This is a genomic window from Streptomyces sp. NPDC059816 (assembly GCF_042732055.1).
Classification (GTDB): domain Bacteria; phylum Actinomycetota; class Actinomycetes; order Streptomycetales; family Streptomycetaceae; genus Streptomyces.
The window spans coordinates 27059-45466 of the sequence record NZ_JBHWIQ010000037.1 but is presented as its reverse complement, the minus strand read 5'-3'; the positions used below and the strand labels follow the sequence as shown (position 1 = coordinate 45466).

Below are 18408 nucleotides of genomic sequence, written 5' to 3'. Positions count from 1 at the left end.
GGGTCAGGGGCGGCCGAAGGCGTCGAGCGCGGTGTTCAGTTCCCGCAGGCTGCTGATGACCCGGGGTGGGGGGTGGTGAGGTAGACGGCCGTGGTCAGCGGGACGGGGGTGAAGCCCATCCGGCGCTTGAACTGGTAGTGGCCGCGTCCGGTGTCCAGGACGCGGGCGCCGGTGGCGGCGGCGTGGTGGATGCTCTCGGCCAGCAGCCATCCCAGGGTGTGATCCCCTCGTCGGCCGTGCGCGACGGTCTCGGCCCACAGGTAGAGCGTGGTGCCGTGGCGGAATCCCAGGAAGGCGCCGGCGAGGGTGCCGTCGGCTTCCTCGGCCAGCAGGGCGAGGGCGCCGGGGATGCGGGGCAGGGCGGTGAGCATCGCCAGGCTGTACAGGGTGGGGCGGCTCTGCCTTCGGGTCTCGTCTTGGTGGAGGGCGTGGATGGCGGGCAGGACCGGTGGGAGCGCGGCACCGGTCACCGTGCGCAGGACCAGTCCGGCGTCGGTGCCGCGGCTGTGCTGCCGCTGGAGTTCGGCGCGGGCCTGGCTGGTGGGGATGCGGGCGGTGAACTCCGCGAGACCGGCGCCGATCGGGGTGCGGTGGGCGGAGAAGAGCCGTGCCTGGGCGTCGGGGGGCCGGATCCGTGTCCACTGCTCCAGCTCGACGGGTGCCAGGTTGGGCACCAGAAGGGCCTGGGCGTCGCATTCCTGAGCGAGTTGGCGGCCTCGGTCCACGGCCTCGGCCAGGACCAGGGCGGAGGCCCCAGGTAGTCCGCCGTACTGGCTGTAGAGGCTGGGCGCGTACACCACGGGGCCGGAGAACACGGGGGTGCGGCGGTGGGTGTCGCTCTCCAGGGCCTTCCACAGCGGGCTGCTGTCGGAGAGCTGGTAGGAGAGCCGGTGGGTGCGCTGGCCGTCAGAGAGCAGCAAGTGCCGGTGCGCCAGCACTGATTCAACCTGTGGGCTCTGCCAGGCCGCTGCCCACTGTCGGCTGTGGAAGGGGGTGACGGCGGGCCGGTCCTCGGGCAACGAGGCGATGCTGCGATGCCAACGGGCGCGGACGGGGGAGGACGGCGAAGCGACGGTCATCAGAGCTCTCTCGGGCGATGGGGCGTGGGGCGGGGGGGGGCGGGGGGGGGGCCCCGCCCCCCCCCCCCCCCCCGCCAGTGCGCTCGCGTCAGGTCGGGGCGCGCAGCCAGTCTGTGGAGCGGGCCCGGGCCGGGGCGAGGCATCTGGCCGAGGGGGCCTCTCTGCTCCCGCCTGGCGGTGGACTTGTTGGCCTTGGTCCCGTCAGGCGGGAGGCACGGGAACGCTCGGCACCCTCATCCGGCTCCGCCCAGCGGCGGCGGGCTCGCGGGGGCTTACGAAACCCCGGCTCTCACCAAGCGGTGGTCCTCCAGGTGGGCGCGAAGTTGCCGACCGCTCTGCCAGGCGAACTGCCGTGCGGCTCCTTCCAATCGATCATGGTGCGGGGAGCGAGTCATCTGTTCTCCGTGCTGGCGGTAGTGGTACGTCACCACCGGCAGCAGTGCGCCGGCGCTGAGCGCGGTCAGCGCGCAGACGTAGATGAAGTCCTCGCCCTGCGGCAGACCGCCGTGTCCGCAGGCGGCCTGCACGAGCTCACGGCGGGCGATCATCTGGGTCTGCCCGAGCGGGATGGTGTCCTGAGGGGTCGGCCAGTACGTCCACACCGCGCCGGCTTCGTGGATGCCGGGCGGTGTGGGGCATCGCCAAACACGGGTCGAACCGTCGGGGAAAAGGTCAGCCGACCAACCTGCCACCCAGCCCAGGTCGTGTTCGAGGGCGTAGTCGTGGCGCAGCGCGAAGGCCTCTGCGGTGAAGGCGTCGTCATCGTCGGCGTATTGGACCCAGTCGCCTTCGGCCAGGTTGAGCGCGAGATTTCTGGCGCCGGCGGCACCGACCTTGGGCAGTTCCAGGATCTTCACCCGCCGGTCCGTGGCCAGCGAGCGGGGCACTTGGTCTGGATCTGCTCCGTCGAGCGCCAGGACGAGCTCCCACTCGACCGTCTGGGCGGCGAGGCTCGCGTGGAAGAGCTCCAAGTAGGGCAGCCGGTTGGGCAGCAGGCGGGTGGGGGTGATGACGCTGATCTGTGGGGTGCGGGACACGGCGGGGTCAGCTCCAGGTCAGAGGGCGGGATGGGGTGAGGACGACGGTCTTCAGGGGCGGTCGGGGCGCGCCGGGGCGGGTGGACCAGTCGCCGATGAGGGCCGGGGGCCGCAGCGCGATCACCCGCAGGTTGGCGGGGAGTTGGTCGGCGAAGGCGGCGAGCTGCTCCTCAGTGATGTCCGGCGGCCAGCCTGGTGCGGTGCCATGTCCTCGTCGGCGGCTGGGCCGCACCAGCGCAGCGAGAGCGTCTCGCCCGCCCCGCGGGTGCGGCGCGGCAGCCCGGGGCCGGGGGTGTGCCAGCCGCCGGGGGCGAGCACGAGGACCGGGAAGATCGCGCCGAGCCCGTAGTGGGCGGCCTGGACCGGCCTATACAGGAGTGGCATGGGGAGCTGGTTCTTTCGGGTCGGGGGCCGAGGGGGTGCGGCCGGGTGTGGCCAGGTCGAATCGGGTGATCGCGAAGCGGAAGAGGGAGTAGTAGATGACGGCGTAGACGGCGCCCACGACCAGCAGCAGGACGGGCCGGGTGGAGATGGACCAGTTGAAGCCGAGGTCGAGCAGACCAGCGGAGAACAGGAATCCGGCGTGCACGCCAAGGAAGTTGGTGATGGCCAGGCTCAGGCCGGTCAGGATCGCGTGGGCGAGGTAGAGCCGCACTGCGGTGAACGCGAAGCTCAGCTCCAACGGTTCGGTGATCCCGAAGGCTGCCGACAGCAGCGCGCCGGACAGCAGCAGCGAGGCGGTCGCTTTGCGGTCACGGGGAGTCGAGTGCCACATCGCCAGTGCGGCGGCGGGCAGCCCGAAGATCGCTACGGGGAAGAAGCCCGACATGAACAGGCCCGCCTGTGGGTCGTGGGCCGTGAAGAAGCACGGGATGTCGCCGGTGACCCCTCCCTGGCACCGGCCGGCGACGTACCAGACCAGGGTGTTGGGGATGTGGTGCAGGCCCAGCGGCAGAAGTGCCCGGTTGACGAACCCGAACAGGCCCCCGCCCAGCACGCTGTTGGCGGATATCGCCTCGGCGAATCCGGTCAGGCCGCGGTCCACCCAGGGGTAGACGAGGCCGAGCAGAGCCCCGCCGGTCAGGGCCGCGGCGAGGATGACTGCGTACCCGGCGAAGGCGGGCAGGCGGCGTCGGTCGACCGCCCACCTCCACACGGCAACGGCCAGCAGTCCGGCGAGGATGCCGGTCAGTGCGCCGTAGGGCCAGCGGGCGGGGGCCATGCTCGCTGTGGCCGGGCCGTCCAGCGGATGCCACACCAGTACGGTGCGCGCGATCACCAGGTAGCTGATGATGGCGGCGAGGACCGGGCCCGCGGCTTCGGAGGCGGACCGGCCGCGGGCGGCGCCCAGTGCGATGCCGGCGGCGAACAGCAACGGCAAGAAATCCATGATCGCGCCGCCCGCCGCCGAGAGCATGGCCGCCACCCGGTGCCAGGAGTCGAAACGGCCGAGCAGGTCGTCCTGGCCCAGGCGCAGCAGCAGACCGGCAGCGGGCATGGCGGCGATCGGTAGCGCCAGCCCCTGGCCCATGCGGCGCAGCCGCCCGCCCGCGGAGGGGTCCTCGGTGTCTGTGCCCGCCGAGCGCGGTGGCGTCGTTCTGTCCGGGGACTGGCTCGGTGCGGTCGCGGTCGGTACGCCCGGAGGCTCCTTCGCAGGCAGGGGGAACAGGCGGGAGGGGAGGGAGCTCTGACGGGTCACAGGATGAGGAGTTGGGCGGCCTTGGGGGCGGTGCGCCGGAGGGTGAAGTACTCCTCGGGCGAGCCGACCAGCACCGGTACGGTGCTCAGCGGGCCGTTCCAGTCGATCTTGCTGGGCAGCGGGCGCACCACCGCGGTGACCTCGGGCAGCGGGCGGCCGGGCGGGCGGCGGCTGGGGGTGACCACGAGACCGCCGGCCATCCAGTCGGCGCTCGCCGTCTCGATGTGGCAGACCACGCCGGTGTGCTGGTGGCCCCAGCGGCGGGCGGCCTCCAGCAGCCGTCCCAGAGGGGCGGCGGTCCGCCCGTCCGGGCGCGGGGTGTAGGGGGTCGAGGCGCGGGCGGCTTCGGTGAGGGCGCCGTCGGTGGCGGCCAGTGTCCGCAGGTGTTCTGCTTCGGCGCGCACGTCCTTACCGTGAGCCCAGCCGGTGAAGCGGTGACCCGGCAGTTCGGCCTGGACGGTGGTGTGGACCAGGCGGCCGGTCAGCAGGTCCGCCAGCAGGGCGGGCACGGGGAGCGGTTCGGGTGGCGCCCAGGTGCAGTGAACGCCGTGGTCCCAGTCCGGTCCGCAGGGGCATGCCTGCCGCGTCAGTGTCTGCACGGCGGCGGGTGCGGTCCACGGGGCGCCGGGGTGAGTTGGGGGCGCAACGCGTACTGCGGGCACCATCGTCAGCCACGGCGGATCCTGCGCGTCTGGGGTGAACCACACGATGTTCAGGCCGCGTTGGTGCGCGTGCGCGGTCCGCTCGCGGATCTCCTGGCCGCGGGCCGCGAGCGGAGGGATCTGCAGGACGGTGCGGCGCCCGTTCGGGGATGTCACCAGGACGTCGGCGGCCCAGTTCGTCCCGGGCAGGGGAGTATCGGGCTCGGCTCGATGCCCGGTGTCGTGGGCGGCGTCGGCAAGGGAGTCGGCCAGAGTGCGGTGAAGGTGCGTGAGGGCGGCGGGGGCAGTCATCGAGATCGTCTCCGGTCAGTGGGCGCCGGTGACGGTGTAGCCGAAGCCCAGGACTTGGGCGCTGCCTTGGGCGGACAGGTAGGCGGCGGCCTGTCCGCGGAACTCGTCGGTGATGACGGGGCCCGTCTTGGCGCCGAGGAGGGATTCCGCCGGGCTGGGGTCGACCTGCAGGCCCGGGCGGGTCACCATCACCTCCATCGTGTGTGCGAGCGGCACCTTGGCGGACTCGGTGGTGCGGTCCAGGCCGGTGCTCTTGTCCTGGCCGCCGGTGGCGTACAGGTCCTCGAAGGCGGCCGTGACGTCAACGGGTGCCAGCGGTCCGCTCTTGGCCGCCGGGTCGGCGAGCAGGGCCAGCCCGTCGGGGCTGGTCTGCGAAAGGGGCGGCTCGGTGTCCAGGCCGTGGACGGAGGCCGTCAGCTTGAAGCCCGCGCCATCGGGGTTGTCGAAGACCACCAGCGACGGCTCCTTGCTGATCTTCCCGCCGTGGTCGGTGTAGGCGCGCATCAGGAACCAACTGGCCTTGCCTTGCTCGGGGATGAAGTAGGTGCGCTGGGCGTAGGTCCAGGCGTCGGTGTACTCCTTCTTCTCCTTCTCGCTGTAGGTGGGCCACTGCTTGAAGTCGGCCCGGCTCTGCTCGTAGGTCGCGCCGTCCTCCACCGTGCCGAGTTGGGCGGCGTTCTGCTTGGCGTTGGCGGCGTTGTTGACCTGCTGGTAGCGGTCGACGAGCTGGTCTGCCTGCTGGACGGTGAGCAGCGGCTTGGCCTGGGTGGGTGACGGGGCGGGCGTGGTGGTTCGCGAGGGCTGGGGCGCGGAGGAATCGGTACTGCAGTCGCCCAGGACCAGGACGAGCCCGGTTGCGGCGGCCGCCGTCCCGATGTGCATACGTCGGGTGGGAGAAGGGCGCGCTGGCATGATCGGGGCTCCTTGGTCCATGTTCTGGAAGCGGCTCGCTCCACCCTGATCACGCACGTTCGGCCCGCGACAATGCCCGCTGGCCAGGCGCTTTGCGCGCTCCCTCCCTGCGGGAGGAAACCCCTGCACGGGGCCCGCGGGGCGGGCCCGCTGTCGTCCGTGTCCCACGGCCGTGCCGTTCCTCGGCAACCCGGCGGCTCGTGCGCCCCCGAGGATCAGCCTGGTCGTGCAGAGGCCGGCCGCAAGATCGGTGGCGGGCGGGCGAACCGTGGGGCGGGACGGAAAACGCGATGGTGTTGCGTGGGGCGGGAGCGGTGCACAAAGTTCGCACGCGGCGCCCCTGCCTGCGCTCTGGCGCGGGCACGCTGTGCCCTTCGAGCAGCAGCCGGAGGAGGCGCAATGGCGGACGATCCCATCTACTTCGTGATCACCACCGGTCCGGGCGGGGAGAGCACGGAGTACGTCAGCCAGCACCCTCTGGACGCTGCCCTGCACGTCCTGCGGGCAGATCGGCGGGGAGAGGCCTTCCAGGTCTTCACGGTCGACGAGCGGGGGGCGCGCACGGCGTCGCTGGCCGGACTCGCCGCTCCCGCGCCCTCCTCCGGCTTCGTGGCCGACATGTGGCGCAACGCCCAGGCGTCCTGGCTGCGCTACCACCTGGACCTTCCGAACGCTCTCGAGTCGCCCTGGGGGCCTGACACCCAGGGGGCGGCGGCCCAGTGGTCGGCGGTCTTCCGCGCTCCGCTCCCGGACGGCATCGAGGAACACCCGGAACTCGCTGATCTCTCCGGACCCGACCGGGAGCGCCTGCGCTCACGGGTGGACGAGTTGCTGCCGCTGCTGGAGCACGAGAGCCAGTGGCGTTTCCCGGAGCACGCCTCACGGCAGGAGTGGGCGGCCCGGGACTACCAGCAGGCGTGGCGGCAGCTGAACGAGGCCGCCAGGCAGGCACCCGCTCTGAGGAGCACGGCGGACTTCTTCCTCGGTATGGCCCTGGACCGGGATACGCGGGCGGGGCGCGTCGCCGGCTTCCTGGGAACGGATCACCCCGGCCTCGAACAGTGGGCACGGGTCGCCTACCTGTCCACCCCCGAGCAGGTCGAGGAGGCGGACCAGCTGTATGCCAGCTTCACTCCGGACGCCGATCCGCTGACCGAGGAGGAACAGGCCTGGGCGGAGCGCTGGCCGCGCGAGCGGCAGCGCACCCGCTCAGCCGACTACCTGCCGGACGCCGAGGAGGCCCAGCGGGAGTACTGGCAGAACAGCCAGACCTACTGGACCGCCGCCGAGGAGCAGGAGAGCGCCCAGTACGCGGCCTTCGCGTTTCTCGCCGAGCGCCATGAGGAGATCACCACCCGGGCCCCGGCAGGTGCGGGCGAGGGTGTGGTGGCCCAGGCCCGCCGCCTACTGCGGGCGGCGTTCCCCAGCGAACAGCAGGCCCGCCGGGACGTGGCTCTCCAGCTCGGCGCGCTCGATGCGCTGCTCGACGTGCCGGAGGCCCCCGATCAGACCTACGAGCTGGGCCAGCACGGGCAGGTGTGGATGGCGCTGGGCCGGGTCGAGGAAGCGTTGCGGGCCCTGACCTGGAACCAGTCGGAGCCCGACCAGGAGCCCGGGACGGCCCCGGCCCCGGAGCCGGCGCTACTGCGCGTCGGGCCCGACGGCGGCCCGTACGCGGTGACCGCCGATCCGAGGAAGGCCCTGTCGGTCTGGACTCAGCGGCACCGGCCCGGGCCGGACACCCTGTTCCCCGCGAACCCGGCCCGGATCGAAGAGAGCACGGCGGGCGGCCGGTGGCGCGAGCGCACCCCACGCAGCCTGGTCGAACAGGTCCGCAGCACCGCATCGGGACCTGATGAGCACTGGGAGGTGGACCGGGAGCTGGCGTTGTGGCTACTGGCCGACGAACCCGAGGGGCTGCACCCGGAGGAGATGGGCGCGCGCTGGAGCAGGTACTTGGGCGAGGTGCCGCCGCGGGGCCCGGTCCTGGCCTGGGTGCTGCGGCTTTCCGGGGCGGATGCGAGCGCGGATGTACTGGTCCGGATCCAGCAGGGCGCCGCCGAGGAGCGGGCCATGATCGACTGGGCGCTCGACTTCACCCGCCAGCGGCGGGCCGTCTACCGGCCTGCGGGCGAGCGGGAGGAGGCTGCCGCGCTGGCGGCGATGGACGACGCCGAGCTCGAGGCGTTCTATCCCGGGCAGACAGGCGACGAGCTGGGTGCGCGGCCCGTACCCCCGCCGCGGGCCACCATCCTGGCCTCAGCGACGATCGGTAACACCCGCTATGCGCACGCGGAGTTCACCCGGCCGCCCCGGCACGCGGTCATCGTCTACTCCGACGGCGGATTCCCCTCCCCCTACACGCTCGCCAGCAGCCGCCTCACCGACACGGACGTGCTGTTCACGGAGCTGACCTCGCCCGCCGGCCGGGCACTGGCGGCGGCCGAGGGAACCGGGACGGCGCAGCGGACGGCGCTGGAGACCGCCGGGCGGGCATGGGAGATGGCACGGCGGTCCGAGGAGCGCGCCGATCGTCAGCTGGAGCTGTACGAGCTGGTCGAGCAGGCGCGAACCGGTGAGCTGGACCCGACCGTGTACGCGCAGCAGGCCGGCCAGGTGTGGGATGAGCTGTTCCCGCTGCTGGAGGGGCGCGGCCCGCTCGAGGCGGACGGCCTGCGCCGGTGGTACTCGATTCGGGTCGCCGGCAACGACACCGCGTGGGGGACGTTGACGGCGGACCCGCTCGAGGCCGTGGTGCAGTGGGCGCAGCGCGACCGGCCGGTGCAGCAGTACGTCATCCTCACCGGGATCGCTGAGTCGTCCGAGAGCACCGAGATCCCGGTCGGCGAACTGCTGGCGCAGGCCCTGCGGAGCGGGAACGGCCAGGAGGCGCGGCTGGCGGAGGCCATGGCCGGTTGGCTGGACCAGGCACGTCGGTCCGTCGCCGTACGTGCCGGGGACGAGCCCGACCCGGCGGCCTGGCGGCAGGCGGGTTGGGCCTGGCGCGTGCGGGTCGGCGAGAGTCTGCCGCCGCAGGTGACCGGCCGCCTGGAGCCGGCGGCGGCCCGCGCGGTGGTGGACGGTGAGGTGGAGATGCTGCGCGCCCTGCGGACCGCTGGCACGGAGGGCACCGGCTCACCGGAGACGTTGCAGGCACACTTCAGGGTGCTGGCCGCGGCCTCGGTGGAGATCGAGCAGGCCCGGTCGCACGCCCGGGCCGCGCTGGACCGGCTGATCAGTGACGACCAGGGCGCACCGGGCGGCGACCGGCAGGGGCTAAGGCAGAACGCGGCGAGGTTGTGGCTCCTGTCCAGGGATCTGGGCCGCGGCAATCTCTTGGACTCCTTCAGGCAGGTCGCCGATCCCGAGAACGCGCCGCAGGTGAGCACCTCCACGCTCGCGGCGCTCCCACAGCGGCTGCGGGAGCATCCCTCCAGCGCACACGAGCTGCTCCGGGCGGCGGAACGGGCTGTCGGTTACCAGGCGCGGGAGCCCTTGTATGCCGACTATCCCAACACGGTCCGGGAGGAGGCGGCGTCCGCCGCCCACGATGCCTCCGCAGCCTTCCTTCTCCAGGCCGCGGCCGAAGCCACCAGGGGCCAGGCGACGTCTCGGGTGCACGATCTTCGAGCCGGCTCCGCTCCGGCGCAGTCCGGCCCGTCGCCGCTGCCGCCCGCGCGGGCGGACCGGGGGCTCGATGCCACCCAGCGGGCTGCCCTTCCCCCCGCCCCGTCGCAGGCGCCCACCGTCCGCTGATCGCACGCAGGGCGGGTTTCGTACGCAGTACCGAGAAATCCGTCCCTGTGTGCCCCTCTCCCCACCCTCAAATAGCCACAGAACAGTGCATAGCGTCCTCGTTTGCAGGGGCAGCCGAGGGACACAAGCAGAATGTGTCCCTTGATCGCGATCAGGCCTGGCCGGGGTGCGACTGCCTGCGGCGCCAGCTCAGCAGGCTCCTGCCGCGCCTGCCCGGCTCCCCGCCGGCACGGTTGCCGAGCGCCGTGAGCCGCGCTGCCGCGAGGTCGGCCACGCTCGTCTTGCCCCACCCGGTGGGCAGCCCCGGTCCGCGCCGGGCGGGCATGATGATGCGCGGGCTCAGCACGCGCTCGGCCGCCCGCTCGGCGCCTTGGATCTTCGAGAAGAACGGGGCGAGATCACTGGACATGCCCTGCCGCAGAGCGCTCAGCCCTCGGCGGCGCAGGCGGTCCATCTCGGCGGCGGCATCGGCCCGCAGGATGGGCACGGGGCCAAGCTGCGTGAGAATCTCGTCCCTGAGGGCACCCCACTGCAGTTCGTTGGCGATGAGCGCGGCGACGGCCGCGCGGGCCAGGCGGCGGCTGATGGGCTTCACGCGGTCGCTTCCTTGAGGTCGTGATCGTGGCTGCCGGATGCGGCGAGGGTGCGCACGGCAGCCGGGGGCGCACGGTGCAGACGCATGCAGAACAGATCGCCAGCAGCTGCCATTGCTCGGTGTAGCTGCCGTCGCTGTGCTCGGTGAAGTCACCGGTGGCCCTCAGCCGGCCGGCGGTCCGCAGGCGCCTGAAGGGGTCGTCGTCGAGAGCGTCACGGGTGAGTGCGGGGTGCGGGCCTGTGGCCATAGGGGTGTGGCGGTGCCCGCAGGCGAGCCGGATCTGGGCTCGGGCCGGGCTCGGGCGGGGGAACTCCCAGATCGCGCGTCCGAAGTCCTCGTCGTAGTCCGGGTGACCGCTGAACGCCCGTGCCAGATCGGCCAGATGGCGCCAGGAGAGTCATGCCTCTCGGAGTCCGACCGCCCGCGCGTCGAGGCGGGCATGCATGGCGTGCAGCCGTGCTCCACGCAGCAGATGCGAACCCATTCGCTCGATGTCGGTGGCGGGTTCGCGGGACACGTGGGGCGTGATCCTGGCCAGCACGAACGACTCGGTGGCGTCGATCAGGCGCTCCGAAAAGGGCTCCTTGGCCATCTCCCGTCCCGGAAGGCGCACGACGGGTGCGCTGCTTCTCACGTCTGCGTCTGCCCAATCCCCTGCGGAACCCGGAGGGAGGTCGCCACCGTGGCGGCAGCGAGCCCAGGGGGCCGGGGCCTGGTGGGCGTCCTCGTGCGTCGCGGCGGACTTGCCCAGTTCGGACAGGGCCACTGCGAATGCGGCCAGGGTGACCCCGCAGGTGATACGCCCGTGCTGGATCGATTCCAGCAACGCGTCCTGCGACATCCAGTGGGGATCGGCCACCGACTCCGCCGCCTCGGGCCGGGCCTCCCCCGCGCCCGGCTGTACCACCACGAGGCACACCTTCGCGCCGGTCTCGATGAGCCCGGTGTCGGTGTGGAACTGGCCTATGGTCCGCACGGAGGTTGCTCTCAGCCCTGTTTCCTCCTCCAGTTCCCGCGCCGCGGCCTCACGGAGGTCTTCCCCGGGCTCGCAGCCGCCGCGTGGAAACTCCAGGGAGGCGGCCCCGATGGGGTACCGGTACGTAGGAACCAGGGCCAGCCCGCCCGGGCCCACGGGGACAACGACCACGCCTTGCTGCCTCCACTGCCATCGCAGGTAGCTGCCCTGCGATCCGTTGGGGAAGACGACCTCGTCGTTGAACAGGCTGCCGAACCGGTTGCCGAAGACCTCTGCCTCCCGCTGTCGACGGATCGGTTCTGACGGGGCGGGGTCCAAGCGGTGCTGCTGCATGCTGCTCCTGTTTGTCAGTGGCGGCGGCCGGGTACCGGGTGGGGTCGGGTGGGCGGGCTTCAGGAGGCGGAGGTGTCGGGGCGCTTGCGCCGCCGAGCGGCCCAGATCGTCGCGCCGCCGCCGGCCAGGAGCCCAGCTCCGGCACCCAGGGCCCAGGTGATGTTGCCGCCGCCGGTGTGGGCCAGCTGTCCCGAGGGGGCGGGCGGCTGCTCGGCGGGAGGCTGGGGCCGCTCCGGGGTGGCGGGCGGCCTGGACGGCGATGTGGTGGGGGTCTTGGTGTCTGCGACGGCCGAGTGGTGGGACCAGCCACTGTGGAGGGAGCTCGGCGGCCACGACGGCTGTGTGCCCTCGCAGCCCTACGTCGACCTCGGTCGTTCCCTGGTGCTCCGCGGCCACCCCGGCCAGGCCGAGTTCCCTCGCCCAGCAGCTGGCCGCCGCGGGCGAGCACGTGGTCGATGTGCCGGCCACGCTCTCGGCGCGGGCCCGGGTGCTGGCCACCGGCGGCAACCGCAAGACCGACGAGGCCGATGCCCGCCACGTCGCCCAGGTCGCCCTGTTCCGCCCCGACCTGCGACAGGTCGCCGCCGAGGATCAGACCACGATCCTGCGGCTGTTGACCGAGCGGCGTGACGACCTGGTCCACGAGCGCACCCGTGTCCTGAACCGACTCCACGCCCTCCTGAGGGACCTGCTGCCCGGCGGCGTGGCCACCGGTCTGTCCGCCGACAAGGCCGCCGCCGCGATGAAGGGCATCCGCCCCGTCACCGCCACGGACAACTGCCGCCGCGACATAGCCCGTGTCCTGCTGGCTGACCTGCGGCGCCTGGACCGACTGGTCAAGGACAACGAGATCCAGATGCGCGAGGCGCCGGCCGCCACACGCACCACGCTCACCCGCCTGCCGGGCCTGGGCACCGTCCTGGCCGCCAAAGTCCTCGGCCACGTCGGCGACGTCACTCGCTTCCCGACCGAGCACCACTTCGCCAGCTACACCGGCAGCGCACCCCTGGACGCCTCCAGCGGCAACAACGTGCGCCACTGGCTCAACACCGGTGGCAACCGGGCACTGAACTCGGTCCTGCACACGATCGCGATCTGTCAGATCCGCGACGGCTGGCGCGGGCAGGACTACTACCTCCGCAAGATCAGCGAAGGGAAGACACCGTCCGAAGCCCGGCGGGCCCTGAAGCGGCGCCTGTCCAACGTGGTCTACCGAATCATGAAACGAGACCAACGGAACCACCACCTCGCTCAAGCCGCTTGACACACAGAGGCGCTATCAGGTCACGGTCGCCCGTCCGGTCGCGTGCGAGGCGGCTCCTCCGAGCGGATCGACAAATCCCAAACAAGACAGTCGAGACGTCGGTCAGTCCGTGAGTCAGACCCGTCGGAGAAGCCACGTCACATCCTCACTGTCAGTCCTGGAGTCCTCCGTCGAGCCAGTCGAGGTAGTGCGGGTCGTCCAGTTCAGCGCGCCAGGCTGTGAACGGGACGGTGGCCGCGGCCTGTCGGTACAAGACAGTGCTCTGCTGGGCGAGTTCGTCGAGTTCTGCGGCGAGGTAGCGGTCCTCGGCGGGCAGGGTGCGGGCAAGGTCAGCGCAGATGGTCGCTTCGGCGCGTACGCAGGCCACGGCGTGTGCCCAGGTCTGTCGCCCCAGGTGGCCGGGGATCTCGCGACGGCTGCGACGCGGCCGGCGTTCTTCACGGCCCGCTCGTAGTGCCGCGTGGTCGATGGCGCAGGCGAGCGCCGTGACGGCCTGGCGGACACCGGATCCGACCGGCTTGAGGCGGCGCAGGAGCCGCTCGTCGTGCGGGTGGGGGCGGCGATCGCCCAGGGCCTCCAGCCGACGTCGGGGGCCAGCAGCCTGCCGGGTGAGGGCGCGCAGTTCGTAGAGCCATCCCAGCGCCTCGCCGGGAGTGGGACCGTCGGGGACGTCGGCGGGGAAGCCGCCGTAGTCACGCTGCAGGGAGGGAGGCAGCAGACGAGCCAGCACGGGTTCCATGACCCGGTAGGGCTGGCGGGCAGTGATCCGGTCTTGCTGGAAGGAGAAGGCAGGCTGGGGTTCTCTCCATACCAGCAGCTCCAGTCTGCATCCCATGCCTGCGATCAACCGCTGCAGATCGGCGAAGGTGGGTTCGCGTTCTCCCGTGAAGTAGCGGTGCACCGAAGGCTGGGTCACACCGAGGAACCGGGCCAGCACTGTCTGCGTTGAAGGTTCTGTGCGGGCCCGCTGCAGCAGCCATGCGGCCGGAACGACTGTCATCGGATCTTGGACGGACACGACCCTCTCCCCCTCGTCGGGACCTATACCGCTACGGTATACCCGCAGGATCACGAAGGGCTCCTCACGAGCGCCTCCTGCGTCGGCGTACTGGCGGGCACTTCCTCGCCACGGCCGAGGTTGGGGGCGAAGAAGTCTCCACGAGACAACTGAAGACCGACCGAGGACAGCCGTCCCGGACCCTTCGCGCGCGCAGACGCCGCAGGGTGCGAGGGCTCCCACGGGATCGCGTCTGTCGCGAGCTGTCCGGATACGCAGCGTGCCGATAGGCTCACTGCACCCTGGGACCGAGAACCAGTTCGATTACATGTCCTGTCGGACCGTAGGATTCCGCGTTCAACCTGATCAACCCAGGTGAGAGGGGCAGTAGTGATAGGGGGCGTAGCGCCGCATCAGCACCCCGAGCACGAGGATGTCTGTGCAGAAGGGGCCGAAATCTATGAGCGCGCTCTGCGGTCGGGAGGATCCGCCTCCCGAGCCGAGGCAGAGCGGGCGCCGTGTCTGATCGATCTGGGCCTGCTCCACCCCGCTCCCGACCGGCAGGACGTCTTCCTCGCCGTGGAGGCCGCCGTGGTGCTGCCCCGGCTGCTGGACACGATGGAGCGCCGGGTGGCGGTCGAGCGCGAGCGCGGCGCCCGCCTGGCGGACCTACTCAACCCGATGATGCGCCTGGATGTGGCGGAGCCCGTCCAGGGCGGCCCGTTCACGATCCTGGAGGGCCCGGCTCGGATCGAGGCCGCCATCGACGAAGCCGCGAACAACGCGCAGGAACGGATGCTGGCCATTCAGCCCGGCGGGATCCGCTCCGAGTCCGCACTGGCCGACGCGCTCCCCCGTTCGCTCAAGCTGGCGGAGCGCAAGGTGCAGATGCGCACTCTCTACCAGCCCTCCGCACGCTACGGCCGCGGCTTACTGGAGTACTTCACCGCCCTTGAGGACATGGCCGAGGCACGGATCCTGGACGAGCTGCCCGAACGGCTGCTGTTGTTCGACCGGAGCGTGGCCATCATCCCGGCGCGGGAGGACCGCCAGGTCGCCCTCGAGGTCCGCCAGCCGGCGCTCATCGACTACCTGGCCGGGGTCTTCGAACGGCTGTGGTCCACCGCGACTCCGTTGTACGCGCCGCCTGAGCCGAGCGTCGACGGAGTCACCGATCGCCAGCGGGCCATCGCCCAGTTGCTGGTCGACGGCCATACCGATGCGATCATCGCCAAGCGCTTCGGCCTCAACGAACGGACGGTGCGCAACCACATCGTCAAGCTGAGCGATGCGGTCGGCGGCAGCAACAGCCGGCTGCAGTTGGGTTGGAAGCTGGCTCAGGCCGGTCTGCTCGATGTTCCCGACGTCCCTGACGCCGAGCGACGCGTCCCGCCGATGCGGGCCCGCCCCTACGCGAAGGGCTAGCGGGCCCCGGCGGGAGGCCTCGAGGTTGCATCCCATCTCACGGTAGCCGGGCGCGGCTCCAATGCCTGCCAGCCGCTCCGGTCGGGTCTTTGAGGCGCCTGTTCGGCCGAGAGGCGGGAGCCCCAGCAGATGGTGACGGACCGTTACTTTAAGACTGAATCAGTGCTTCGTCTGGGCGGAGCGGTCCAGACCAACACGAGGTCATGACCTGTCGCACACCCCAATTCTCCCTCCCCCTGGTGACTGAGCGTGGCATGGGCGCTTATGGTTGTGCGCCATCAGGCCTCGGGCAGGGGGCAGCGCCGGGAAAAGGACTACAGGTCATGTTCAGTGCGACGGTCGGACAGACCCTGCGTACCTATCGCACCCGGTCCGGCAGGTCCGCCAGAGACATCGCGCAGGCGGCAGGGATCAGCGCCCGCCAGTACGAGGCCCTCGAATCAGGTACTGGCTGGCCAGGCAACCAGGCATTCACCGCAGCCATCGACGCCCTGCAGATCCCCGCCGAGGCGCGCAGCCGCTCCGGTCTGAACTTCTGCGGACGGCCTCTTGGCACCGCCATCGCCGCCACGCTGAAGGGGTTCACGGTGCCGGCCATCGTGGTGGACCATGCCTGGCGCATAGTGGGGGGCAACCAGGAAGCGACCAGACTGCTGCCCGAGCTGGGGCGGCCGGGCTGGAGCCTGCTGCGCTGGATCCTGTGCTCGTCCGAGGCCCGCCGTCGGTTGGTCAACGCAGCCGATGTCGCCGGGACGTTCGCGGCCGTACTGCGCGAGGCGCTCGCTCTGACTCCCTCCGATCCGGATCTGAGGTCCCTGTACGAGGAGATCGGGGCAGACCTGCGGGTGCGCGGCGCGGCCGAGGTCCCTGACGTAGACGGCCTTGACCTGGTGTGGCGTATGGACAGCGGGCCGTATCAGATGGTCTCCCTGTTCGTGTCCGTACCGGCCCGGCGCCCGGACCTGCGGCAGATCGCCCTCCACGTCGAGCCCCTGCTGCTGCCCGGCCAGGACCTGGACTCCGCGCAGTGGTCGGAGGCCGTCCTGACGGACATCGCCCACTGTGCGGTCTGCCGGTCGGCCATGGTCTATGAGTGGGGTCCGGTCTACCGGTGCCCCAGGGACTGCTTCACGCCGGTGGACGCGTCGGTCCTGGAGGAGGAAGTCGCGCAGCGTCTCCTGCCTCACGTGTACACGGACGGGGCGCTGGCCGGGCTGGCTCGGCTGCAGGAGGTCCTGGTGGCTTGCGGCAGCGAGCCGGCCATGCCTGCGCCGGTGTCTCTGCGGCATGCCCTGTATCAGTGGCGTCACCAGATGCCGATGTCCACCCGCCGAAAGCTCGTGGCCAGTTGGGTGGCCCGGGTCGCAGTCGGGCGCGGCGGACCGGCCTCGGCGTCCGGGCTCGCTCTGGACCTCCAGTGGCTTCCCGGACGGTGAGCGGCCGTGCCGCTACCGGCGCGGTGCTCCCGGTTCCCTGGCCTTCCGGCTGCTGGTGCTGAGTCCGGCTGGTCTGTTCCATGGCAGCGGGAGGCGCGCTGGGAGGCGGCCGCACGGCGATAAGTTCCTCTCGCCGTGCCGCCGACTCGGCGATGAACGCCAGGACGGCGTCGCTAAGCCGGTCGGCTCTGCCCGCCTCGGGCACCCGGGCAAACAGGCGAGTCAGAGCCGCCTCCGCCCGCTGCAGCGCCGCTGCCTCGCGCAGCGATGCCGCAGGAGTGGCATGCCCACTCTGGTCCCGGAGGAAGGCCAGCGCCTGGTCGGCGGAACCGAAGACTCGCCGGGGGGGGCGGCCCGGTCGGGCCGGGCGGAAGCGTTGGCGAGTTGCCGCCGCAGCCACAGAGCCCGGGCCTGGTCCTCGCGTGCTGCCCGGTCGGTGGACATCGGCCAGTCGTGCTCGTTCCACGCGTCATCATGGTGGAGCTCGACGTGCGCGTCCCGGGCAAGGGCGGCCGGCTCGACCGGGACCTGACGGCCGTGGGCGAGGTCAGCGGTGATCTCCACGGGGCGCTGCGGGCTGTCGTGCTGCAGGAACTCCATCCACGCCACAGCGGCGTTGGGGCAGGACTGTTCATAGGCAGGGATCGACGTGAGGGCGGGTCCGGACAGCCGGTAGCGCACGGGGCTTCGTAGCTCCCGGATACCGCTGCGGCCCTGCTCGGCGCGGTAGTCGTGTTCGGTGCTCCAGTGGGTGTCATAGGTGACCTGGGCCTGCTGGAGGACGGCTGCGAAAGGCACCTCGGTGCCGCGGATCCACTCTTCCAGCAGCGCCGCCATCCGGCCGGCCGTCCCGGTCTGCTCGGGCCAGGCGGGCGCGGTGGTGTCCTGAGGCTGGAGGAGCAGACGACCGGGCAGCCCCTGGGTGTCGAGGGTCAGGGCAAGACGGGCCAGGAGTGCGGCGGCGGTCTCCGCAGCGGGCGCGTACGGCAGACCCGTCCGGTCCAGGAAACGCTGTAGCGCCTCGTCCAGGGCCTGGGCGGGCGAGCGAACGTACTCCTCCTGCTGGAACTCGAACCCGTCTCTCGCCTTGAGCGCCGCCACGAGGCTGAAGAGCATCACTGGTGAGTGGGCACTCTCTTCGCGCATCTCCTCGCGCACTGGCTCAAGATAGGTCGGATCGGCGCGATGTGCTGCCTCCTTCCAGGTCAGGTCCGCCTGCTTGAGCCGCGCGGCGCGGGTAGGGCGCCACTCCCCCGGTGTCCCGTTCTCCTCCAGGACGTCCTGCCACAACGCCGCCTGGTCCACCGGCCGGTGGCTGCCATCGCTCAGCAACTGGATGATCTGGGCCGGGTGGCCGGGGCGATCGTGGGCGAGGAGGGCGCCGAGCGCCGCCATCGCGGTGGGGAGGTACAAGTCTTCAGCCGTCTGGCGGGCTGCGAGGTGAAGGGAGTACCGCAGTCCGGTTGCGGGCGGGGCGGCGTGCTGCTGCCAGTGGAACTCCGCGTCCAGCCATTCCTCGTTGTGGGTCTCCAGGGCTCTGTCAGCCGCATCACGCAGAGAGGCGTTGTGTTCGCCGGCGAAGGACACGAGCGCGGCGGCGAGATGCCGGGCCGGGCCGTCGAGTTCTCCGTAGGGTGCCGGTTCCACCGGGCGCGCACTTCGCGGAGCATCTCCTGGCCGCCGTGTCCGTGGGCGTCCTCCCACAGCGCCAGGTCGGCCAGCAGGTCGCGCAGGACGATGGCCGCATAGTCGCGGCGTACTCCGTCACGGCGGGTGCGGCTCTCCTCGTCGAGGCCAGGGTAGCGGCGTACCGCTCGGGCCACGGTCTCGAACTCCTCCATGCGGGAGCGGGCCTGCGAGAACGCGTTGACGGCCGCCTCGGCGCGTTCGATCTTGGCTGCGAGGTCGGGGGAAGGGCGCACGCCACAGCTCCTTTGGCAGACGGT

At 71.5% G+C, this 18408-nt stretch carries 15 protein-coding genes; 4 read left to right on the top strand and 11 right to left on the bottom strand.

Going from position 1 to position 18408, the window contains the following annotated elements; translation table 11 throughout:
* Positions 1-35: 35 nt before the first annotated feature.
* The 6 genes from ACFV88_RS32975 to ACFV88_RS32950 all read right to left on the bottom strand — a co-directional run bounded on the left by ACFV88_RS32975 (position 36) and on the right by ACFV88_RS32950 (position 5680).
* On the bottom strand, positions 36-1079 hold the full coding sequence (locus ACFV88_RS32975; RefSeq protein WP_385495802.1) for a GNAT family N-acetyltransferase: 1044 nt from the start codon (positions 1077-1079) through the stop codon (positions 36-38).
* Positions 1080-1351: 272 nt separating this feature from the next.
* Complete coding sequence (locus ACFV88_RS32970; protein WP_385495801.1) at positions 1352-2116, bottom strand: glycosyltransferase family 2 protein; 765 nt, start codon at positions 2114-2116, stop codon at positions 1352-1354.
* Positions 2117-2123: 7 nt separating this feature from the next.
* Entirely contained in the window at positions 2124-2348 is a 225-nt protein-coding gene (locus ACFV88_RS32965; protein WP_385495800.1) for a hypothetical protein, read from the bottom strand.
* Positions 2349-2483: 135 nt separating this feature from the next.
* The gene (locus ACFV88_RS32960) at positions 2484-3815 is read right to left on the bottom strand and encodes a PTS transporter subunit EIIC (RefSeq protein WP_385495799.1); all 1332 of its coding nucleotides are present in this window, start codon (positions 3813-3815) and stop codon (positions 2484-2486) included.
* Positions 3812-4768 carry a hypothetical protein gene (locus tag ACFV88_RS32955; RefSeq protein ID WP_385495798.1) on the bottom strand — a complete coding sequence of 319 codons (957 nt, stop codon included), beginning with the start codon at positions 4766-4768 and terminating at the stop codon, positions 3812-3814. The genes ACFV88_RS32960 and ACFV88_RS32955 overlap by 4 nt, the downstream gene beginning before the upstream one ends.
* 15 nt (positions 4769-4783) lie before the next feature.
* Entirely contained in the window at positions 4784-5680 is an 897-nt protein-coding gene (locus ACFV88_RS32950; protein ID WP_385495797.1) for a hypothetical protein, read from the bottom strand.
* Between the two features lie 399 nt (positions 5681-6079).
* Between ACFV88_RS32950 and ACFV88_RS32945 the strand changes: the two genes are divergently transcribed.
* On the top strand, positions 6080-9436 hold the full coding sequence (locus ACFV88_RS32945) for a hypothetical protein (protein WP_385495796.1): 3357 nt from the start codon (positions 6080-6082) through the stop codon (positions 9434-9436).
* 151 nt (positions 9437-9587) lie between these two features.
* On the opposite strand, the gene ACFV88_RS32940 is transcribed toward ACFV88_RS32945, so the two are convergent.
* The 3 genes from ACFV88_RS32940 to ACFV88_RS32930 form a co-directional block, all read right to left on the bottom strand.
* The gene (locus ACFV88_RS32940) at positions 9588-10031 is read right to left on the bottom strand and encodes a hypothetical protein (protein WP_385495795.1); all 444 of its coding nucleotides are present in this window, start codon (positions 10029-10031) and stop codon (positions 9588-9590) included.
* A 397-nt stretch (positions 10032-10428) separates the two neighbouring features.
* Positions 10429-11340, bottom strand: a complete 912-nt coding sequence (locus tag ACFV88_RS32935) for an NUDIX domain-containing protein (protein ID WP_385495794.1) — start codon at positions 11338-11340, stop codon at positions 10429-10431.
* Positions 11341-11399: 59 nt separating this feature from the next.
* Complete coding sequence (locus ACFV88_RS32930) at positions 11400-11525, bottom strand: LPXTG cell wall anchor domain-containing protein (protein ID WP_385495816.1); 126 nt, start codon at positions 11523-11525, stop codon at positions 11400-11402.
* Between the two features lie 74 nt (positions 11526-11599).
* Between ACFV88_RS32930 and ACFV88_RS32925 the strand changes: the two genes are divergently transcribed.
* Positions 11600-12604: a transposase gene (locus ACFV88_RS32925; RefSeq protein WP_385495793.1), complete on the top strand. Its 1005-nt coding sequence runs from the start codon at positions 11600-11602 to the stop codon at positions 12602-12604.
* 151 nt (positions 12605-12755) lie between these two features.
* Here ACFV88_RS32925 and ACFV88_RS32920 read toward each other — a convergent pair whose 3' ends face one another.
* On the bottom strand, positions 12756-13604 hold the full coding sequence (locus ACFV88_RS32920; RefSeq protein ID WP_385495792.1) for a helix-turn-helix domain-containing protein: 849 nt from the start codon (positions 13602-13604) through the stop codon (positions 12756-12758).
* A gap of 387 nt (positions 13605-13991) precedes the next feature.
* Here ACFV88_RS32920 and ACFV88_RS32915 point away from each other — a divergent pair, with 387 nt between their 5' ends.
* Both ACFV88_RS32915 and ACFV88_RS32910 read left to right on the top strand, forming a co-directional pair.
* A complete protein-coding gene (locus ACFV88_RS32915) occupies positions 13992-15026 on the top strand; it encodes a hypothetical protein (RefSeq protein WP_385495791.1) in 1035 nt (344 codons plus the stop codon).
* 323 nt (positions 15027-15349) lie between these two features.
* Positions 15350-16462, top strand: a complete 1113-nt coding sequence (locus tag ACFV88_RS32910) for a helix-turn-helix domain-containing protein (protein ID WP_385495790.1) — start codon at positions 15350-15352, stop codon at positions 16460-16462.
* Positions 16463-16684: 222 nt separating this feature from the next.
* On the opposite strand, the gene ACFV88_RS32905 is transcribed toward ACFV88_RS32910, so the two are convergent.
* A complete protein-coding gene (locus ACFV88_RS32905; RefSeq protein ID WP_385495789.1) occupies positions 16685-18109 on the bottom strand; it encodes a hypothetical protein in 1425 nt (474 codons plus the stop codon).
* Between the last annotated feature and the right edge of the window lie 299 nt (positions 18110-18408).